Source organism: Metabacillus sp. FJAT-52054 (genome assembly GCF_037201815.1).
Taxonomy (GTDB): domain Bacteria; phylum Bacillota; class Bacilli; order Bacillales; family Bacillaceae; genus Metabacillus_B; species Metabacillus_B sediminis.
This window is the reverse complement of record NZ_CP147407.1, coordinates 1,781,209-1,798,647: the sequence shown is the minus strand read 5'-3', so window position 1 is coordinate 1,798,647 and position 17,439 is coordinate 1,781,209. Positions and strand designations below refer to the sequence as shown.

Below are 17,439 nucleotides of genomic sequence, written 5' to 3'. Positions count from 1 at the left end.
TATATTAAGAGACAGCCGATTTCTTTTCCGTCTCGTTTTCAACTTTGCTTTCTGCATCAGGCTCATTGCCAGGCAGGACCATATTAAGGATCACTCCGATGATGGCGGCAAGCGCCATTCCGTGAAGCTCGAAGTTCTGGCCGATTTTTATCACAGCTCCTCCGATTCCAATGACAAGGATTACAGATGAAATAATTAAATTCCGTTTGTCCCCAAGATCAATCTGGCTGTCAATCAGCATGCGCAGCCCTGATGAAGCGATGATGCCGAAAAGCAGGATGGAGACGCCCCCCATAACCGGGGTAGGAATCGAACTGATCAGTGCTGAAATTTTCCCGATAAATCCGAACGTAATGGCAAGAACTGCTGCCCCTCCCAGAACAAATACGCTGTATACTCTCGTGATCGCCAACACTCCGATGTTTTCACCATATGTCGTGTTCGGAGGTCCTCCAATAAGGGCGGCGGCAAAGGTAGCGAGCCCATCTCCCATGATGGAGCGGTGCAGCCCTGGCTTTTGAACCAAATCCCTTCCTACGACATTGCTTAGAACCATTTGATGTCCGATATGTTCAGAGAGCGTGACAAGCGCAACAGGCGCCATCAAGAGAAGAATCTGCCATGAAAACTGAGGCTGATAATCCACAAATGGAATGGTAAAGTTCGGAGCCTGCAGCCATCTTGCCTGGGCAACTTTGCTGAAATCCACAATGCCGATTGCCAGTGCATATAAGTATCCGGTGAAAATTCCAATCAGCACCGGAATCAGATTGAAAAACCCTTTGAAGTAAATCGAGCAGATAATCGTAACAGCTAGTGTAATGAGAGCAGCCGAGAAGTGAAGCAGACTATATTCACCCGCGGGGTTATTCGTAGCCATTCCGACCGCTGTACCTGCAAGACTAAGGCCGATAACAATGATCACCGGACCGACCACCACCGGCGGCATCAATCGTAGTATCCAGCGGTGTCCCGTCCCTTTAATGATCAAGGCGACTAGCGCATAAACAGCTCCTGCAAACATACTGCCCACCATTGCTGCTCCAGGTCCTCCCCCGGTTTGAGCCGCCATGAGAGGCGCGATAAAAGCAAAAGAAGATCCTAGATAAGCAGGCACTTGAAATTTCGTGATCAGCAGGAAAATCAAGGTTCCTACACCGCTTGAAATCAGTGCGACGGCAGGATCCATCTTAACAAGAAACGGAACAAGGATCGTAGCCCCAAACATCGCAAACAAATGCTGAAAGCTAAGTGTGAGCCAAGTCGCCGGGCTGGGTTTATCGTGTATATCAAGAACAATTTTTTCGTTTTCTTTCATCATTTTCCCTCCTATATAAAAAACCTCTTTGCCTGAGAGCAAAGAGGTACGCAGAAAGACAGGCATCCCTGTAAAGGAAGCATCTGTTTCCGGTTCTCTTTGCGGTCTCACGGGACTGCGTTAAAAAGAACTAGCTATTTTTTTCAAAAATGGAGACTTGATCGCATTCATCAACCTCTGCCATCTCAACCACAATCTTCTCTGAGCTTGAGGTCGGAATGTTTTTCCCGACAAAATCAGCGCGGATCGGAAGCTCACGATGGCCTCTGTCAACCAATACCGCAAGCTGGATCGCTGCCGGCCTCCCGATGTCAACAAGCGCATCCATGGCCGCACGAACTGTTCGTCCGGTATACAGCACATCATCCACAAGAATCACCTTTTTATCCCGAATGGACTGCGGAATATCCGAGCCCCTGACAAGCGGCTCCTGACTGCTTGTTTTTTTCGTTAAATCATCCCGGTAAAGCGTAATATCGAGTTCCCCGATTGGAATATCCTTGCCTTCAATCTGGCGGATCTTCTCAGCAAGCCGGTTTGCGATATAGATTCCCCTTGTTTTAATCCCGATCAGCAGGCAATCATCTATTCCTTTATTGCGTTCAATAAGTTCATGGGCAATTCGGGTTAATGCTCTCCTGATTGCCTGTTCATCCAATACGACTGCTTTTTTTGACATCCTTACCTGCCTCCCTTCATTTAGGGCAAAAATAAAGCCCTCCTATCCTGCTGGGATAAGAGGGCATAGAAATTCCTTGTATCATAACATCTGCCGTACCCTTCCCAGCCTCACAGGACTGTCCTTAAAGGTTCTATTCAACTAATAAACATTATGGCAAATGCAAGGCTTGCTGTCAATGCTTTATTTGTCGATTTGCGTTAAAAGCTTGCTAAAGTACTCTGGCAGCGGAGCTTCAAATTCCAAATACTCACCGGACCTTGGATGAACGAATCCAAGAATTCCTGCATGAAGAGCCTGTCCTCCGATTGAAAGGGTTTTTCTCGGTCCGTATTTCGGGTCACCCGCCAGCGGATAGCCAATATACTTCATGTGAACGCGGATTTGATGAGTTCTTCCGGTTTCAAGCTGGCACTCGATGTAAGTATACTCTTTGAATCGTTCCAGCACCTTAAAGTGAGTAACCGCATCACGGCTGTTCTCACGGGTTACCGTCATACTTTGGCGTTCCTGCTTATCACGGCCGATCGGCGCATCTACTGTTCCCTGGTCATGGGAGATGTTCCCGTGGACAAGCGCTTTATACCGTCTTGTAACGGTTTTTGCAACAAGCTGGCTGACTAGTGATTCGTGCGCCAAATCATTTTTGGCCACCATCAGCAGCCCAGAAGTGTCTTTGTCGATGCGATGGACGATTCCCGGCCTCAAAACCCCGTTGATCCCTGATAAATCTTTGCAATGAGCCATCAGACCATTTACGAGTGTTCCAGTCAGATGACCTGGAGCCGGATGTACAACCATCCCTTTTGGTTTATTTACTACAAGAACATCACTGTCCTCATAAAATATTTCCAAATCCATTTCTTCCGCCTGGATATTTAATTCTTCAGGCTCTGGAATTTCAACTGTTACAAGATCGCCTTCTGAGCCTTTATAATTCGTTTTTACTGCATTTCCATTAACAAGAACCAGTCCGCTTTTCATCATCGACTGAATCTGCGTCCGGGACCATTCTTGATTTAACACGGACAGTGTTTTATCAAGCCTGTCCCCGGCATGTTCATTTACTATCGTATATTCATGGATGTCCATTACAAGATTTGCCCCTCTTTTTTCTCATTTTTACTGTCAATCATCATTTGAATAAACAGAAGTGCGACTCCTACGCAAAGCGCAGAGTCTGCAATATTGAAAATTGGGAAATTGTACGAGAAGATAAAGGTTTGCACAAAATCAACAACCTCCTGGTGGCGAACCCGGTCAATAAAATTCCCGATGGCCCCGCCAAGCATTAATCCTAATGCAGCTCCCAGCAAGACCGCTTTCGCTGCGAATTTTTGGATATAATACACAATCGCACCAATGACAACAAGCGTTACAATATAGAAGAACCACATCTGTCCCTGAAGAATCCCCCATGCCGCCCCTTCATTTCGATGGGACGTGATATAAAAGAAATTTTCGATGACAGGTATACTTTCTCCAATTTCTAAGTTTTGAACAACCAGCCATTTTGTCAGCTGATCCAAACAAATAATAGCAACCGCAAGTATGTAGCTCACTAAACGCACGTACGTTCCCCCAACCATTCAAATTAGATACATTGAATTTTATCACAAAAATTTAAAAAGAGTAAGGAATAGCGGAAAAAACCGTTCAAATTCATGAACGGTTCTAAAACACCATCTCTCCTGTGCTTTGATCTTCATAATCGATTACTCCCGTATAGTCAAATGGAAGCGACTTTTTTTCATATTGGTCCTTATAAGAAAAATCATGAATGCTCCTTGCTGTCGGCAAAAACTTAAGACTGGCCAGAGGCAGCACTGCTCCCGTCTCTTCACAAATGCCATATAACCCGCTGTTCATTTTGTTCAGCGCATGCTCCACATCATGAAGCTCTTCTTTCACATGATACATGAGCGTTCCAGATAACGCCTCTGAATTCCCGTTATCAAAAAATGAATGGTGAAACAATCGCTCCTGAAGCTCCTCCCGCATTAATTCAAGCTCTTTTCTAATCGCAAAAAAATCATTGCTCAATGCGGCTCAACTCCTGCTGTAAGGTTTGTAAAAATAGTTTATCCTTTCAGCCGAACCTCACCCTGTTCATTTTTTTCCACGGATTTTTTATTGGGTTTGTCTGACAAACCGGGTTTTCTTTTGTTTGTCTGACTATTTTGTCTGACAACCCGTGGTTTTCTTCGTTTGTCTGACTATTTTGTCTGACAAACCCATGTTTTCTCCGTTTGTCTGACTATTTTGTCTGACAAACCCAGTATTGCTTCGTTTGTCGACGATTTTGACTGACAAACCCAGTATTGCTTCGTTTGTCTGACTATTTTGTCTGACTACCCGTGGTTTTCTCCGTTTGCCTGACATATTTGTACCCTTCCTGCACCAGCGTCTCCGTTCCGCACACCATAATAAAAAGACCCGAATCAAATTCGGGTCTTTCACTTCAATTAGTTGGAGGCATATTCTTTTTCTACAATGCCAGCACAGCGGACGCAAAGTCCCGGGTGGTTTTGATCCTGACCAACCTCTGGTGTTACGATCCAGCAGCGTTCGCACGTTTCGCCTTCTGCTGCTTCAACTGTAATTTTTACGTTGCTGAATTCCTGAGCGTTTTCCGGTGCAGCACTTATATCTCCGCCAAGTTCAAAACCGGAGACGATAAAGAGCTGTTTAAGATCTTCTTCTACCGATTCAAGCAGGGATTTTGCTTTTTGGTCCGGATAAAGAGTAATTTTAGCCGTCAGGGATTTTCCGATGACTTTTTCATTCCTTGCTGTTTCAAGGGCTTTTAGTACATCGTCGCGAAGAGCCATGAATGCATCCCATTTCTCTTCTAGTGCTTCTGACTGTTCAATCTTGGTGCTTTCAGGCATATCCGTAAGCTGAACGCTTTCTGCCTTTTCAGACTCAATATGCTCCCAAACTTCATCTGCAGTATGCGGAAGAATTGGCGCCGTTAATTTGGTCAGAGCCATCAGGGTTTGATGGAGAACCGTTTGAATGGCGCGGCGGTCCGGATGATCCTTGCCCTCGATGTAAAGAACATCTTTCGCAAAATCCAGATAGAATGCACTCAATTCAATTGTGCAGAAGTTATGGACTGCATGATAGATAACGGCAAATTCATATTCATCATATGCTTTCTTTACTTTATCAATCAGTTTATTGAGTTTAACAAGCATGTATCTGTCAACATCCCGAAGGTTTTCCCATTCTACAGCATCCGCTGGAGTAAAGTCTGCAAGGTTTCCTAACAAGAAACGGAATGTGTTGCGGATTTTGCGGTACACCTCAGCCACTTGCTTCAGAATAGCATCGGATACCCGGACATCGGCCTGGTAGTCAACAGATGCTACCCATAGGCGAAGGATATCTCCGCCGAGCTGGTTCATGACTTTCGAAGGAACAACGACGTTCCCTACAGATTTACTCATTTTGCGGCCCTGGCCATCAAGAGCGAAGCCATGGCTTAACACTCCTTTATAAGGCGCTTTTCCTGTTACAGCTACAGCTGTGGATAAGGATGAGTTAAACCAGCCTCTATACTGATCCGATCCCTCGAGGTACAAGTCAGCTGGACGCTGCAGGTCGTCTCGTTCCTGCAGAACGGCTTGATGAGAAGATCCGGAATCAAACCATACATCCATAATATCCGTTTCACGTGTGAAAAGACCGTTCGGGCTTCCTTCATGAGAGAATCCTTCAGGCAGCAGATCCTTTGTTTCGCGCTCGAACCAAATATTCGATCCGTGCTGGCGGAACAAATCAGATACATGGCTGATTGTTTCATCCGTGATAATTGGTTCCCCGTTTTCAGCATAGAACACTGGAATTGGAACACCCCATGCGCGCTGTCTTGAAATACACCAGTCTCCGCGGTCTCTGACCATATTGAACAATCTTGTTTCACCCCAGGCCGGAACCCATTTCGTTTCTTTAACGGCATCAAGGAGTTCGCTGCGGAAATCTTTAATAGAAGCAAACCACTGTGCTGTCGCTCTGAAAATGACCGGTTTTTTCGTTCTCCAGTCATGCGGATAGGAGTGGGTGAAGAACTGAAGCTTGAGCAGAGCTCCGTTTTCCTGAAGCTTTTCCGTGATTGGCTTATTTGCTTCATCATAAAATAACCCTTCAAATCCTGGAGCTTCGCTTGTCATAACACCTTTTTCATCCACTGGGCAAAGAACATCCAGTCCGTATTTCTGACCTACGATGAAGTCATCCTCCCCATGCCCTGGAGCGGTATGAACGCAGCCTGTTCCTGCATCAGTCGTAACGTGGTCGCCGAGCACAACGAGGGATTCTCTTCCGTAAATCGGATGCTTTGCAGAGATTCTTTCCATCTCTTTCCCTTTAATCGTACGTACAAGTTCATGATTTTCCCATTCCAGCTCTTTTGCTACGGAATGAAGAAGCTCTGATGCGATGACATATTTTGATCCGTTTGCACGGACTACACTGTACTCCAGGTCAGGATGGACAGCGATTCCCAGGTTTGCCGGAATGGTCCAAGGAGTTGTAGTCCAGATGATGATTTTTTCATCTTCTTCAAGCACGCCTTTTCCATCTGCTACGTCAAAAGCAACAAAGATGGAAGGAGATTTTTTATCCTGATATTCAATCTCCGCTTCAGCAAGAGCTGATTCGCTGGACGGAGACCAGTATACTGGCTTTTTGCCTTTATAGATGTACCCTTTTTTAGCCATTTCGCCAAATACAAGGATTTGCTGTGCTTCATATTCAGGTTGCAGGGTTACGTATGGATTATCCCAATCTCCCCTTACTCCTAAACGTTTAAATTGCTCCCGCTGGCCATTGATCTGCTCCCATGCATACTCTTCGCAAAGCTTGCGGAATTCGGCAACAGACATTTCCTTTCGGTTTACTTTTTTATTTTTCGTCAATGCTGTTTCAATCGGAAGACCGTGCGTGTCCCAGCCGGGTACATAAGGGGCATTGTAGCCGCTCATGGATTTGTAGCGGACGATAAAATCCTTAAGGATTTTATTTAGAGCGTGGCCCATGTGAATATCTCCGTTTGCATATGGAGGTCCATCGTGCAGGATGAAGAGCGGGCGGTCTTTTGTATGCTCCTGAACCATTTTATAAATATTCATCTTTTCCCATTTTTCCTGCATTTCAGGTTCACGCTTTGGTAAATTTCCGCGCATCGGAAATTCTGTTTTAGGCATGAGCAGCGTATCTTTGTAATCCATTCTTTTTCCTCCTATGTGTAGGCACTTTTTAATAACCTGGACAAGCGGTTTGTATTGAAAAATCAAAATTGAATCTGAAAAATACAAAAAAGCCTTCTCATCCCTGGAAAGGGACGAGAAGGCTTGCTCCACGCGGTACCACCCTTATAGATGCAAAAACACATCCACTTAAGCATTCTTATCGGGAATGAGGCGCCCTCCTTACTCGTTCATTTCAGGAAGGAACTCAAGGGTGATCTTCATCTGAATTCTTTAGCCGGGCTCCCACCATCCCCGGTTCGCTTCGTAAAGGGTTCATTCAGACTACTTTCCCTGTCATCGTCGAGTCATATTTTGATTGTGCTCAAATTATATGCGAATTGCCATGAAAAAGTCAAGAACGGTATTTAGCTTCTTCTTCTTCACCTGTATAAATGCTGTCCACTTCATACTCAAGAAGATGATCCCAATCATCATTTTTCAAAAGATCCAGCTGTGCTTCAATCAGCATTTGGAATCGCGTCCGGAACACTTTGGACTGTTTTTTCAGCTCTTCAATTTCCATCGCTACCTTGCGGGATTTTGAAAGAGATTCATTGATGATGCGGTCAGCATTCTTTTCTGCTTCTTTAATTATAAGCTTTGATTCCTTTTGAGCGTTGCGCTTTACTTCTTCAGCGGTTTCCTGTGCAATCAGGATCGATTTATTTAATGTCTCTTCGATGACCGTATAGTGGCTCAGCCTTTCTTCCATCTCTGCAACACGGGTTTCGAATTCCTTTTTATCACGGAGCACCATTTCATAATCTTTAATAACCTGATCCAAAAATTCGTTTACTTCATCTTCGTCATAACCGCGGAATCCTTTATTAAATTCCTTATTATGAATATCAAGCGGTGTTAAAGGCACAAAGGCCACCTCCATATGTATCGTTTGCACTCCTGCATACCATTATAATTCATTATTCGGCAATTATGGGGCAAATCCTCCAAAATTCAAGATTATTTTTGCCTGCCGTAAAGAAGTCTGATTTTATCTTTTTTCGTGCGTCCTAAAATCTCTGTCACTTTGCTGCGGCCGAACCCTCTTACTGAAATTCTGTCGCCTTCCTGGCATTCCATCGATCCCTGCTCCGCAGTACGCCAATTTACTTTAACTTGTCCTGCCTGCAAAAGCGGCTGCACTTTCTGTCTTGAGATTCCATATATAGCCGCTATCACCGCATCCAGTCTGAGTGAGCTAACGGTAGAAGAGAATTCACTCCACTCATCATACTTGATGATCGCCTTTGAAAAATCAATTTTCTTCAGCTCAACCTTTGCTTTCCCAATCTCATTCAGCTGCAGTCTTAAGAAATCGTCCATTTCTTCTGCAGCGACAAGCTGAATGTTCTCACCCTCGATCAATATATCTCCATATTTTGATCGTTTAAGGCCGATAGACATGAGAGCGCCGAGCACTTGCCTGTGTTCCAGGGTAATAAATTTTGAAGGGTAGCCTATTTGGAATAAGCTTAATGCAAAGTCTTCATGCTCCGGCTCCAAATACTCTGGATAAAGCAGGGCCCGTTTTCTTTCCGACTGAGAGGTACCTCCTTGAAAAGCCGCCTTTACTTCCTTTTGATCACCGATAAGAGAACGGACAATTTCCTGTTCCCTCGGGTCCAGAAAGTCAGTCAGCTTCGGGCTGTATGAGGAAAGAACATAATCCCTCCAGCCAATCACTTTCTCAATAAAATCACGTTCATCTTCTCTAAAATGCTGAAATAAATCTGTCATTTGCATCACCGTTTCATTAATTGGAAAAAGGGACTATGACGTCCCTTCCATTACGCAATCATATAGTATAGAGACCGCAATCCGCCTTGTGCCAGGTTCAGTACAAGGATCGCGGCAATTGGAGAGAGATCAATCATGCCAAGTGACGGAATAATCCTGCGGAACGGTTCTAGAAATGGTTCGCAAACCGACTCTAGAATTTGTCCGAATCTGCTTTCTTTCGCATTCGGAAACCAGGACATAAGAATATAAATGATGATGGCATACGAATATACCTGAAGTAAAGATTGTAAAACTGAAAACACTATGCCCATTGTCTATTACCACCTTTGAGGTTCATCTTCAACTGCCAGTTCGGAGATCGTTCCTGATACGTCCACATTATCTGGAGTACAGAGAAAAATATTCATTCCGATTTTTTGGATATCTCCGCCGATTGCATATACGGTCCCGCTCAGGAAATCAACGATTCGTTTTGCCTGATCATGCTGAATACGCTGAAGATTAACAACAATCGCACGGCGGTTCTTAAGCTGATCAGCTATATCCTGTGCTTCAGAGTATGCGCGAGGCTCACATAGCACTACTTTAGAGGATTTTTGAAGACTTTGCAAACTTACAACGTTTTGCTTTCCTTCTTTTCTTGGGGCTTGCGGATCGGGAGTTAAATATTCCTCCTCCTCCTCCTCATAGCTTTGTTTATCAGTATATTCATATTCCTCTTCATCAAGAGCAAAAAAGTTCTTGAAGCGGTTTTTTATACTCATTTTGACACCTCCTGTAAATTATCCTACGAGTGAAGAGCCGATTCGGATGAAAGTAGCTCCCTCTTCGATGGCAATCATATAATCGTTTGACATTCCCATAGAAAGCTCTGTGCAAGGTGCATGGGCCAGGCCCAGACCTTGTACTTCTTCCTTAAGCTCTCTCAGGCGCTGAAAAGTCTGGCGGATCGCTGAGGTGTCGTCAGTGTTGGGAGCCATCGTCATCAGCCCGGCAATCTGAATGGCCGGATATTCGCTGCATGCTCTGATAAATGAAATGGTTTCTTCCGGCTTTATTCCATGCTTGGATTCCTCACCGGATGTATTGACCTGCACAAAACATCGAACGGGTGCTTCTGCACGCTTATCGATCTCTTTAGCGAGGGACAGGCGATCCAGTGAATGTATGTATGATACCTTATCAATTATCTGTTTAACTTTTCTTGATTGCAGGGAGCCGATAAAATGCCAGATTGCTTTTTGGCCAATGCGCTCGTATTTCTCTGAGAGACCCTCATCCCGATTTTCTCCCAAATGAAGAATTCCAGCTTCTATGGCCTCCTGGGCCCGCTCTGCTGTAACGTATTTGGTCACGGCAACGAGGTGCACATCCTCAGGATTCCGGCCAGCCTGTCTGCAAGCAGTTATGATATTCTCTTTGATGACAGACAGATTTTCTTTTACTTCCAATCAGGAGCCCTCCTCTTTCAATCCTATAAAGCCAATCATTCTGCCTGTCTTGCCATTATCCCTGCGATGTGAGAAGAACAATTGATCCTCACAGCTTGTACAACGGCCTGACACTGATATATTTTCTCTATTTAATCCGGCTTTCACCAGCAGCGCTTCGTTAAGTGCTTTCAGGTCAAGGAAATATTGACCTGCCCCCGCTTCCTTGTAAGGAACCTCTTCAACTGGGTCGAAATGCTTGTTGACTTCTTCGATTACACGGTCATCTACCTTGTAGCAGCATGAACCAATAGACGGCCCGATAACCGCATGAATCCGGTCTAATTGGGCACCTTCCGCTTCTATCCACCGGCTGATCATGGCTTGGCCAATGTTGAGGACGCTTCCTTTCCATCCGGCATGAGCCACTCCGATCAGATTCGCTGCCTCTTCATAAAAAAAGATTGGCACACAATCTGCGAAGGCAAGTGCAAGCATCGTATCTGCTTTATCTGTATAGATCCCGTCGGCAGCATGTATCGCAGCTTCGTATTCGAAAGCGCCGTCTCCACGATTTTCTTTCTCCGCTTTCACGATCCGGCTCCCGTGAACCTGATCTGCAAAGACCCAGTTCCGGAGCGGAATGGACGTTTCTAATGCACAGATTTTTCTATTAGCCACTACATCTGCGGGATCATCGTTTACATGAAGCCCCATATTTAAAGTGGAAAAATGGGAGGTGCTGACGCCTCCATTTTTTACCGTAAATCCTGCAATGATAGAAGAATTGATTGTCGTAAAGCCGTCCAGGCTCAAAAAAGTCTCTCGATCCTTTATAAATGGCTCCATCATAATATCAATCTCCTTTTCGACAAAATCCCTAAATGAATGCTTTTATTTTACCACATCTTTCCCTTCAAGTTCATAAAATAAAGGGCAAAATTAATCATTTATGGCATTATTTCATGAGCTTTATTAAAGCGGAGTATCCTGAGAAGACATTCTTACTAAAATTACATCTTCCCCAATCTTTACTATGTTTCGCCATGGGATAACAAATTCCTCTTCTCTGCCGAAGAAACCCATCATTTTGCCCGGTCCGGTTATGATAATAGCCTGTATTTTTCCAGTTGTAACATTAATGTCGAAGTCTCCAATGCTTCCAAGTTTTTTCCCGTCTGACACATTTACAATATCCTTTGTTTGAAACTCGGAAATGTTCATCATGTTTACCGCTCCTCTCAAACAAGTCTTTTACTATTCAATGTATGAAAGGATTCGGTTAGTATTCGCACACAATCATTAGCAGGAGATTGGGTTTTAAAAAAAGCTTTGTTAAACCAGGCTGTTGATTGAGCATCTGCGGGGTCTCACCAGTCCCGTTGCTCTCAGCTCGGAGTCCAGCGCCCTCCACTCCAATCAACACTTGTTGTAAAATCAGCATAAATGTATAACATTGCCTAAATAAAAGGGGATCCTCCGTTTCCGGCAGGATCCCTCAGGCTTGTCCAGCTTACTGCTGAATATTTTTATTCATTTGCTTGATTGCTGCTTTTTCCAGCCTCGATACCTGTGCTTGGGAGATTCCTATTTCATCAGCAACCTCCATTTGTGTTTTCCCTTGAAAAAACCGCTTTCTTAAAATGAGTTTTTCCCTATCGTTAAGTCGCCTCATTCCTTCCTTTAAGGCGAGCTCTTCGATCCACTGGATATCCCGGTTCCGCTCATCACTCAGCTGATCCATTACATAAATTGGATCGCCTCCGTCATTGTAAATCGGCTCGAATAATGAAACTGGATCCTGAATGGCATCAAGCGCGAAAACAATTTCTTCGTGGGGAACCTCAAGCACTTTTGCTATTTCTTCTGCGGATGGTTCTCTTGATGTCTGAGTCATCAGCTTTTCCCTCACCTGCAGGGCTTTATAGGCGATGTCCCTTAATGACCTGGAAACCCTAATCGGATTATTATCGCGCAAATAGCGTCTGATTTCCCCTATAATCATAGGCACAGCATAGGTTGAAAATTTCACATTCTGTCCCAGGTCGAAATTATCAATGGATTTCATAAGGCCAATACAGCCAACCTGAAACAAGTCATCGACAAATTCTCCTCTGTTGTTAAAACGCTGGATGACACTCAAGACAAGCCTGAGGTTTCCATTTACGAGTTTTTCTCTTGCTGAACTTTCCCCGCTTTGCATCTCTCTGAAGAGAATTCGCATTTCTTCATTTTTTAATACGGGAAGCTTTGACGTGTCTACTCCGCAAATCTCTACTTTATTTCGTGTCACATCTTTCCCTCCAGTCAGGAGCTGCTGTACAAAAAACAGTATTTCCTGGAGTTGGAAAAATATGCACATAGAAAAGACGCTAAAATTTCAAGAAAACTATTTTCCCCAAATAAAAAAAGGGTTTTTCGACCCTTTTTATTTAAAAATTTTTACACCATTTTATTAAATTCTTTTCTTAACCGTTTGATAATGCGCTTTTCCAGCCTCGAAATATACGATTGAGAGATCCCTAGCATATCGGCTACATCCTTTTGCGTTTTTTCTTCGCCGCCCTGCAAGCCAAACCGCAGCTCCATAATTTGCTTTTCCCTGTCGTTCAGCTGCTGAAGAGCTTTTAGGAGAAGCTTACGGTCAACATTTGCTTCGAGATCCTTCGTAATAATATCATCATCTGTTCCGAGAACATCCGATAGGAGAAGCTCATTTCCGTCCCAGTCAATATTGAGCGGTTCATCAAAAGAAACTTCGGATCGAATTTTATTGTTTCTTCTCAAATACATGAGGATTTCATTTTCGATGCATCTGGATGCATATGTAGCCAGTTTGATTTTCTTCTCAGGATTAAATGTGTTGACTGCCTTAATCAGACCAATCGTGCCGATGCTGATCAAGTCCTCGATATTAATACCTGTATTCTCAAATTTTCTGGCAATATAAACGACTAGCCGCAAGTTTCTTTCAATGAGGATTGCTCTGGCAGCCTGGTCTCCTGTTGGAAGCTTCTTTAGAAGGATTTCTTCCTCATCTTTATTAAGGGGGGGAGGCAGAGCCTCACTTCCTCCAATGTAATAAATCTCATCTGTCTTAAAGCCCAGCTTCGTTAATAATTTGTACCACCAATACGTCATTCTCAGCCTAAGGTTTTTCATCTTATTCCCCCTTCTAAAAGTCCAAAACGCGAGTAAACTTATTTAAGACACATGTGCAGATGATGGCCCCTGGAGCATTTGAGGATGAACAATGCAAGTGAAATCTCCATCAGCTGATAGCTGTGAGGAGCTTAAGCCGATAATGGCTTTTTTCACGTTTACTTCTTCTTTTTCTGTTTGAATTTTTAAAGAGTCCGGCTTTAGGCCGATAAGAAATTGATTTTGCTGTCCGACTCCCCTGTAAGGAATAATCCGTATTCTTAGCTGCCAATGATCATCCAGCTCAGGAGTATCGTCCAGAATATTTCCTGACATCACTTTGTCTGTTAAAGCTTTAGGGAGCAGCCCGGCAAGTTTGTCCGTATCTGCAATCATGACAGGCGTTCTTGTGATGGGATCAAATAGTTGATTTCCGCTGTCGATCAGTCCGGTCATTGGGAGAATTGTTTCTCCAAAGACGGCTGTTACCTTTACGATTTCATGATACTGGAGTTTTTTAACTTGCACGTCCTTTCCGCGCCCTGCTGAAAACAGCCAAAGCAGAGGAAAGCCAATAACAACAAAAATCCACGTAATCGGATCACCGAAGCCTGTTGTCTGGGTCATTAATATCCCATTGGTTAAATAGCTGTCTTTCTGCAGAAAATAATGGGCTCCAATAATTCCGCCTCCAAGAGCGAACGTTGAAAAGTAAAACATAAACCAGTTCTGCAAAAAGTATTTAAACCTTACAAAGCCAAAAGCAGACCAAACCATAAGGACAGAGATGAAAAGCTTTCCTGCAGGATGACTGAAGAACGGCCCAAGGGGTGTAAACATAAAAAGAATGATAGCTGAACCTATGAAACCGCCCAATAAAAGCCTATACCAAACTTTTGGCCTCTTCAGTAAGGAAGCAGTAAGCATCAGAAGAAACAGATCAAAAAGGAAATTAAGCATCCATATGACATCTAAATATACGGACAATGTCTAACCCTCTTCCATGACAGGTTCCAGATTGTCTAAATAGCAGGATATAGCCCTAAGTATAATGAGATCGTCCGAGGAAGTCTGTCAATTCATGAAGGGGAAAACAGTGTTTTTTTAAGGGGTTTTGTCGGAAGGGAAGGGTTCTTAGTTTAATCGTTTTATTCCTTTCTACAGGCGCAGGCTGGCTGGGTTGGCCTTTATTTTGGCTTATTTTATTTCATGCAAAAAGAGCCAGGCAGGTATGCCAGGCTCTTTTTAAAGGAATATTATCGTCTTCTGTTTCGGTTTCTAAGAAAAGTCGGAATATCCAGAGCATCATCAGGCTGCTGCTGGCGGGTATTTTCATTATAAGGTGATGGCTCCTCACGCTTCATATCGCGTTCCCGTTCACGCTTTTGGGGCATAGCCGGTTTAGGAGTTTGAGGTGCTTGCGTGCTTCCTCCAAAGCGAGGCTGTTTTCCAGGGTTAATTTCCTGTTCGCTGAACCCTGTTGCAATAACCGTTACGACGATTTCATCTTTCAGGTTTTCGTTAATAACAGATCCAAAGATCATGTTGACTTCCTGATCAGATGCGGATGCTACGATGTCTGCAGCTTCCTGAACTTCATAAAGACTTAGGTTTGTTCCGCCTGTGATGTTCATAAGAACGCCTTGTGCCCCATCAATGGACGTTTCAAGAAGCGGACTGGAAATCGCTTTTTTAGCAGCCTCTGCCGCTCTGCTTTCACCAGTTGCTACACCGATTCCCATTAGTGCGGACCCTCTGTTGGACATAATCGTTTTCACATCTGCGAAGTCAAGGTTAATTAGACCAGGAACCGCAATCAGGTCAGATATACCCTGTACACCCTGACGGAGAACGTTATCTGCTTCACGGAACGCTTCAAGCATTGGTGTATTCTTATCTACTATTTCAAGCAAGCGGTCATTTGGAATAACAATCAGCGTGTCTACTGATTCTTTCATTGAAGAAATTCCGCCTGATGCCTGCATCGCACGCTTTCTTCCCTCAAATGTGAATGGACGTGTAACAACACCAACTGTTAGTGCTCCTAGATCCTTGGCAATTTGAGCAATAACCGGAGCCGCTCCAGTTCCGGTTCCGCCGCCCATCCCTGCAGTAACAAAGACCATATCCGCACCGCGAAGTGCTTCTTCAATCTGCTCTTTGCTTTCTTCTGCAGCTTTTTTGCCTACTTCAGGGTTTGCACCTGCACCAAGCCCTCTTGTAAGCTTGGAACCTATTTGCATCTTCACTTCCGCTTTTGATAGATTTAATGCTTGTGCATCCGTATTAACGGCAATAAATTCTACCCCTTGAACACCATGTTCAATCATTCGGTTTACAGCGTTGTTTCCGCCTCCGCCTACCCCAATTACTTTTATGGTTGCAAGACCGTCAATATTCGTTTCAAACTCTAACATGCTTAATCCTCCTAATCCATCAATCACTTCTTGTTGATCTTTTTATTCAAAGAAGTAGCCGAAAAACTTTTTCACTTTGCTTTGTTTTTTTTCTTCATTTGTTTTTGGTTTGCTGCTGTTTCGCTGAGTCGGTTCCTCCCGGACAGCGGCTGCCTGTTCAGTATAGACTTCCTGTGAAACATTGGAGCCAATTCTTCTGCCTTGAATTTTAGCATTTTTATAAGCGAATTGTATGAGCCCGACTCCTGTCATATATCGGGGTTCTCTTACCCCGATATAATCAGGGCTTGCAATTCTCACACTGCTTTGCAGCATATCCTGGGCAAGTTCAAGAACTCCGGGCATGCTTACTGTTCCGCCAGTCAATACGAAACCTCCTGGAAGGTCTCTCACACCCAGCCTCATAAGCTCATGCTGGACCATCTCAAATAATTCTTCAAGTCTCGCTTCAATAATATCAGAAATTTCCAGTTGATTAAATTGCTGTTTTTGATCGGTTCCAATAATGGACACTTCGAATACTTCATCAGGTGAAGCAAGATCATAAAAAGCATGTCCATGTTTGACTTTAATTCTTTCCGCCTCTTCTGTTGCTGTACGAAGCCCGATGGAAAGATCTTTTGTCAAATGCTCCCCTCCGATTGGAAGGACGGAAGCAGTACGCAAATGCCCCTGCTCAAATAAAGCAATGGTTGTAGAGCCGCCTCCAATATCAATCATGGCAACTCCAAGATTTTTCTCGTCACGAGACAATGCTACAGAACCGGCAGCCAAAGGCTGAAGGCAGATGTCTGTTATTTCAAGCCCCGCCCTTTCAACACAGCGGAGCAGATTATGTAAGATTGTTTTGGAACCGGTAATGATTGTCCCTTCCATTTCAAGACGAACCCCGAGCATTCCGCGGGGATCATTTATCTCATCCAGACCGTCAACGATGAACTGACGGGGAATAACGTCAATAATTTCTCGTTCAGGAGGAATGGACATCACCTGAGCCGCTTCAATCACACGGCGGACATCTTCATTCGCTATTTCTCTGTTTTCACTTGAAACAGCAACCACTCCATGACAGTCCTGAAGATGTACATGGTTGCCTGCAACTCCCACAACCACTCTTTTCAGGGGAATTCCTACCATGCGTTCCGCTTGTTCCACGGCTTTTTTAATAGAATGAACGGTTTCGTCTATATCAACGATTGAACCTTTTTTTAATCCTTCTGATTTTACATTCCCCACACCGATTACGTTTAAAGCATCGTCGGCCATTTCCCCGATTATGACTTTAACACTGGATGTACCGATGTCGAGACTCACGAAGATTTCACTGTTGTTCATTCTATGGCACCTCCTTCTCTCTCTACATTTCCTATTCTATTATTTGATGGACAACTTTACAATCTGCAGCATGAACATTTTGAGACCGCGCATTGAACAGCTCGCTTCGCAGCCTTTAGAGCCC

18 protein-coding genes and 1 other annotated feature are annotated in these 17,439 nt (G+C 44.0%); all 18 genes read right to left on the bottom strand.

Annotated elements, in window-relative coordinates:
* Positions 1–4: 4 nt before the first annotated feature.
* Positions 5–1,321, bottom strand: coding sequence for a uracil permease (uraA, locus tag WCV65_RS09480; RefSeq protein WP_338781832.1), 1,317 nt, complete (start codon positions 1,319–1,321; stop codon positions 5–7).
* A gap of 127 nt (positions 1,322–1,448) precedes the next feature.
* Positions 1,449–1,997 carry a bifunctional pyr operon transcriptional regulator/uracil phosphoribosyltransferase PyrR gene (pyrR, locus tag WCV65_RS09475; protein WP_338781830.1) on the bottom strand — a complete coding sequence of 183 codons (549 nt, stop codon included), beginning with the start codon at positions 1,995–1,997 and terminating at the stop codon, positions 1,449–1,451.
* A 183-nt stretch (positions 1,998–2,180) separates the two neighbouring features.
* Complete coding sequence (locus tag WCV65_RS09470; RefSeq protein ID WP_338781828.1) at positions 2,181–3,089, bottom strand: RluA family pseudouridine synthase; 909 nt, start codon at positions 3,087–3,089, stop codon at positions 2,181–2,183.
* Positions 3,089–3,568 carry a signal peptidase II gene (lspA, locus tag WCV65_RS09465; protein WP_338781826.1) on the bottom strand — a complete coding sequence of 160 codons (480 nt, stop codon included), beginning with the start codon at positions 3,566–3,568 and terminating at the stop codon, positions 3,089–3,091. The genes WCV65_RS09470 and lspA overlap by 1 nt, the downstream gene beginning before the upstream one ends.
* Positions 3,569–3,671: 103 nt before the next feature.
* Positions 3,672–4,040 carry a TraR/DksA family transcriptional regulator gene (locus tag WCV65_RS09460; RefSeq protein WP_035412888.1) on the bottom strand — a complete coding sequence of 123 codons (369 nt, stop codon included), beginning with the start codon at positions 4,038–4,040 and terminating at the stop codon, positions 3,672–3,674.
* Between the two features lie 422 nt (positions 4,041–4,462).
* Positions 4,463–7,231, bottom strand: coding sequence for an isoleucine--tRNA ligase (gene ileS / locus WCV65_RS09455; RefSeq protein ID WP_338781822.1), 2,769 nt, complete (start codon positions 7,229–7,231; stop codon positions 4,463–4,465).
* A gap of 106 nt (positions 7,232–7,337) precedes the next feature.
* Positions 7,338–7,559: a binding site (T-box leader), on the bottom strand.
* Between the two features lie 45 nt (positions 7,560–7,604).
* Complete coding sequence (locus WCV65_RS09450; RefSeq protein WP_035413387.1) at positions 7,605–8,120, bottom strand: DivIVA domain-containing protein; 516 nt, start codon at positions 8,118–8,120, stop codon at positions 7,605–7,607.
* Between the two features lie 92 nt (positions 8,121–8,212).
* Complete coding sequence (locus WCV65_RS09445) at positions 8,213–8,989, bottom strand: RNA-binding protein (RefSeq protein ID WP_338781819.1); 777 nt, start codon at positions 8,987–8,989, stop codon at positions 8,213–8,215.
* A gap of 50 nt (positions 8,990–9,039) precedes the next feature.
* Positions 9,040–9,303, bottom strand: coding sequence for a YggT family protein (locus WCV65_RS09440; protein ID WP_338781817.1), 264 nt, complete (start codon positions 9,301–9,303; stop codon positions 9,040–9,042).
* Between the two features lie 6 nt (positions 9,304–9,309).
* Positions 9,310–9,756, bottom strand: coding sequence for a cell division protein SepF (locus tag WCV65_RS09435; protein WP_338781816.1), 447 nt, complete (start codon positions 9,754–9,756; stop codon positions 9,310–9,312).
* An 18-nt stretch (positions 9,757–9,774) separates the two neighbouring features.
* Positions 9,775–10,443, bottom strand: coding sequence for a YggS family pyridoxal phosphate-dependent enzyme (locus tag WCV65_RS09430; protein ID WP_338781815.1), 669 nt, complete (start codon positions 10,441–10,443; stop codon positions 9,775–9,777).
* On the bottom strand, positions 10,444–11,274 hold the full coding sequence (pgeF, locus tag WCV65_RS09425) for a peptidoglycan editing factor PgeF (RefSeq protein ID WP_338781814.1): 831 nt from the start codon (positions 11,272–11,274) through the stop codon (positions 10,444–10,446).
* Positions 11,275–11,397: 123 nt separating this feature from the next.
* Positions 11,398–11,649: a YlmC/YmxH family sporulation protein gene (locus WCV65_RS09420; RefSeq protein ID WP_035412908.1), complete on the bottom strand. Its 252-nt coding sequence runs from the start codon at positions 11,647–11,649 to the stop codon at positions 11,398–11,400.
* 286 nt (positions 11,650–11,935) lie between these two features.
* Positions 11,936–12,784: an RNA polymerase sporulation sigma factor SigG gene (gene sigG / locus WCV65_RS09415; protein ID WP_338781813.1), complete on the bottom strand. Its 849-nt coding sequence runs from the start codon at positions 12,782–12,784 to the stop codon at positions 11,936–11,938.
* Positions 12,785–12,864: 80 nt separating this feature from the next.
* Positions 12,865–13,584 carry an RNA polymerase sporulation sigma factor SigE gene (sigE, locus tag WCV65_RS09410; protein ID WP_035412913.1) on the bottom strand — a complete coding sequence of 240 codons (720 nt, stop codon included), beginning with the start codon at positions 13,582–13,584 and terminating at the stop codon, positions 12,865–12,867.
* 42 nt (positions 13,585–13,626) lie between these two features.
* Positions 13,627–14,550, bottom strand: a complete 924-nt coding sequence (spoIIGA, locus tag WCV65_RS09405; RefSeq protein ID WP_338781812.1) for a sigma-E processing peptidase SpoIIGA — start codon at positions 14,548–14,550, stop codon at positions 13,627–13,629.
* Positions 14,551–14,819: 269 nt separating this feature from the next.
* On the bottom strand, positions 14,820–15,980 hold the full coding sequence (gene ftsZ / locus WCV65_RS09400) for a cell division protein FtsZ (RefSeq protein WP_035412918.1): 1,161 nt from the start codon (positions 15,978–15,980) through the stop codon (positions 14,820–14,822).
* Between the two features lie 42 nt (positions 15,981–16,022).
* The gene (gene ftsA / locus WCV65_RS09395; RefSeq protein ID WP_035412920.1) at positions 16,023–17,315 is read right to left on the bottom strand and encodes a cell division protein FtsA; all 1,293 of its coding nucleotides are present in this window, start codon (positions 17,313–17,315) and stop codon (positions 16,023–16,025) included.
* Positions 17,316–17,439: the final 124 nt, after the last annotated feature.

Coding starts and splice junctions, on each gene's coding strand:
- uraA (WP_338781832.1), bottom strand. CDS start 1,321: ATGATGAAAGAAAACGAAAAAATTGTTCTTGATATACACGATAAACCC.
- pyrR (WP_338781830.1), bottom strand. CDS start 1,997: ATGTCAAAAAAAGCAGTCGTATTGGATGAACAGGCAATCAGGAGAGCA.
- WCV65_RS09470 (WP_338781828.1), bottom strand. CDS start 3,089: ATGGACATCCATGAATATACGATAGTAAATGAACATGCCGGGGACAGG.
- ileS (WP_338781822.1), bottom strand. CDS start 7,231: ATGGATTACAAAGATACGCTGCTCATGCCTAAAACAGAATTTCCGATG.
- WCV65_RS09445 (WP_338781819.1), bottom strand. CDS start 8,989: ATGACAGATTTATTTCAGCATTTTAGAGAAGATGAACGTGATTTTATT.
- WCV65_RS09440 (WP_338781817.1), bottom strand. CDS start 9,303: ATGGGCATAGTGTTTTCAGTTTTACAATCTTTACTTCAGGTATATTCG.
- WCV65_RS09435 (WP_338781816.1), bottom strand. CDS start 9,756: ATGAGTATAAAAAACCGCTTCAAGAACTTTTTTGCTCTTGATGAAGAG.
- pgeF (WP_338781814.1), bottom strand. CDS start 11,274: ATGATGGAGCCATTTATAAAGGATCGAGAGACTTTTTTGAGCCTGGAC.
- WCV65_RS09420 (WP_035412908.1), bottom strand. CDS start 11,649: ATGATGAACATTTCCGAGTTTCAAACAAAGGATATTGTAAATGTGTCA.
- sigG (WP_338781813.1), bottom strand. CDS start 12,784: ATGTGCATATTTTTCCAACTCCAGGAAATACTGTTTTTTGTACAGCAG.
- sigE (WP_035412913.1), bottom strand. CDS start 13,584: ATGAAAAACCTTAGGCTGAGAATGACGTATTGGTGGTACAAATTATTA.
- ftsZ (WP_035412918.1), bottom strand. CDS start 15,980: ATGTTAGAGTTTGAAACGAATATTGACGGTCTTGCAACCATAAAAGTA.
- ftsA (WP_035412920.1), bottom strand. CDS start 17,315: ATGAACAACAGTGAAATCTTCGTGAGTCTCGACATCGGTACATCCAGT.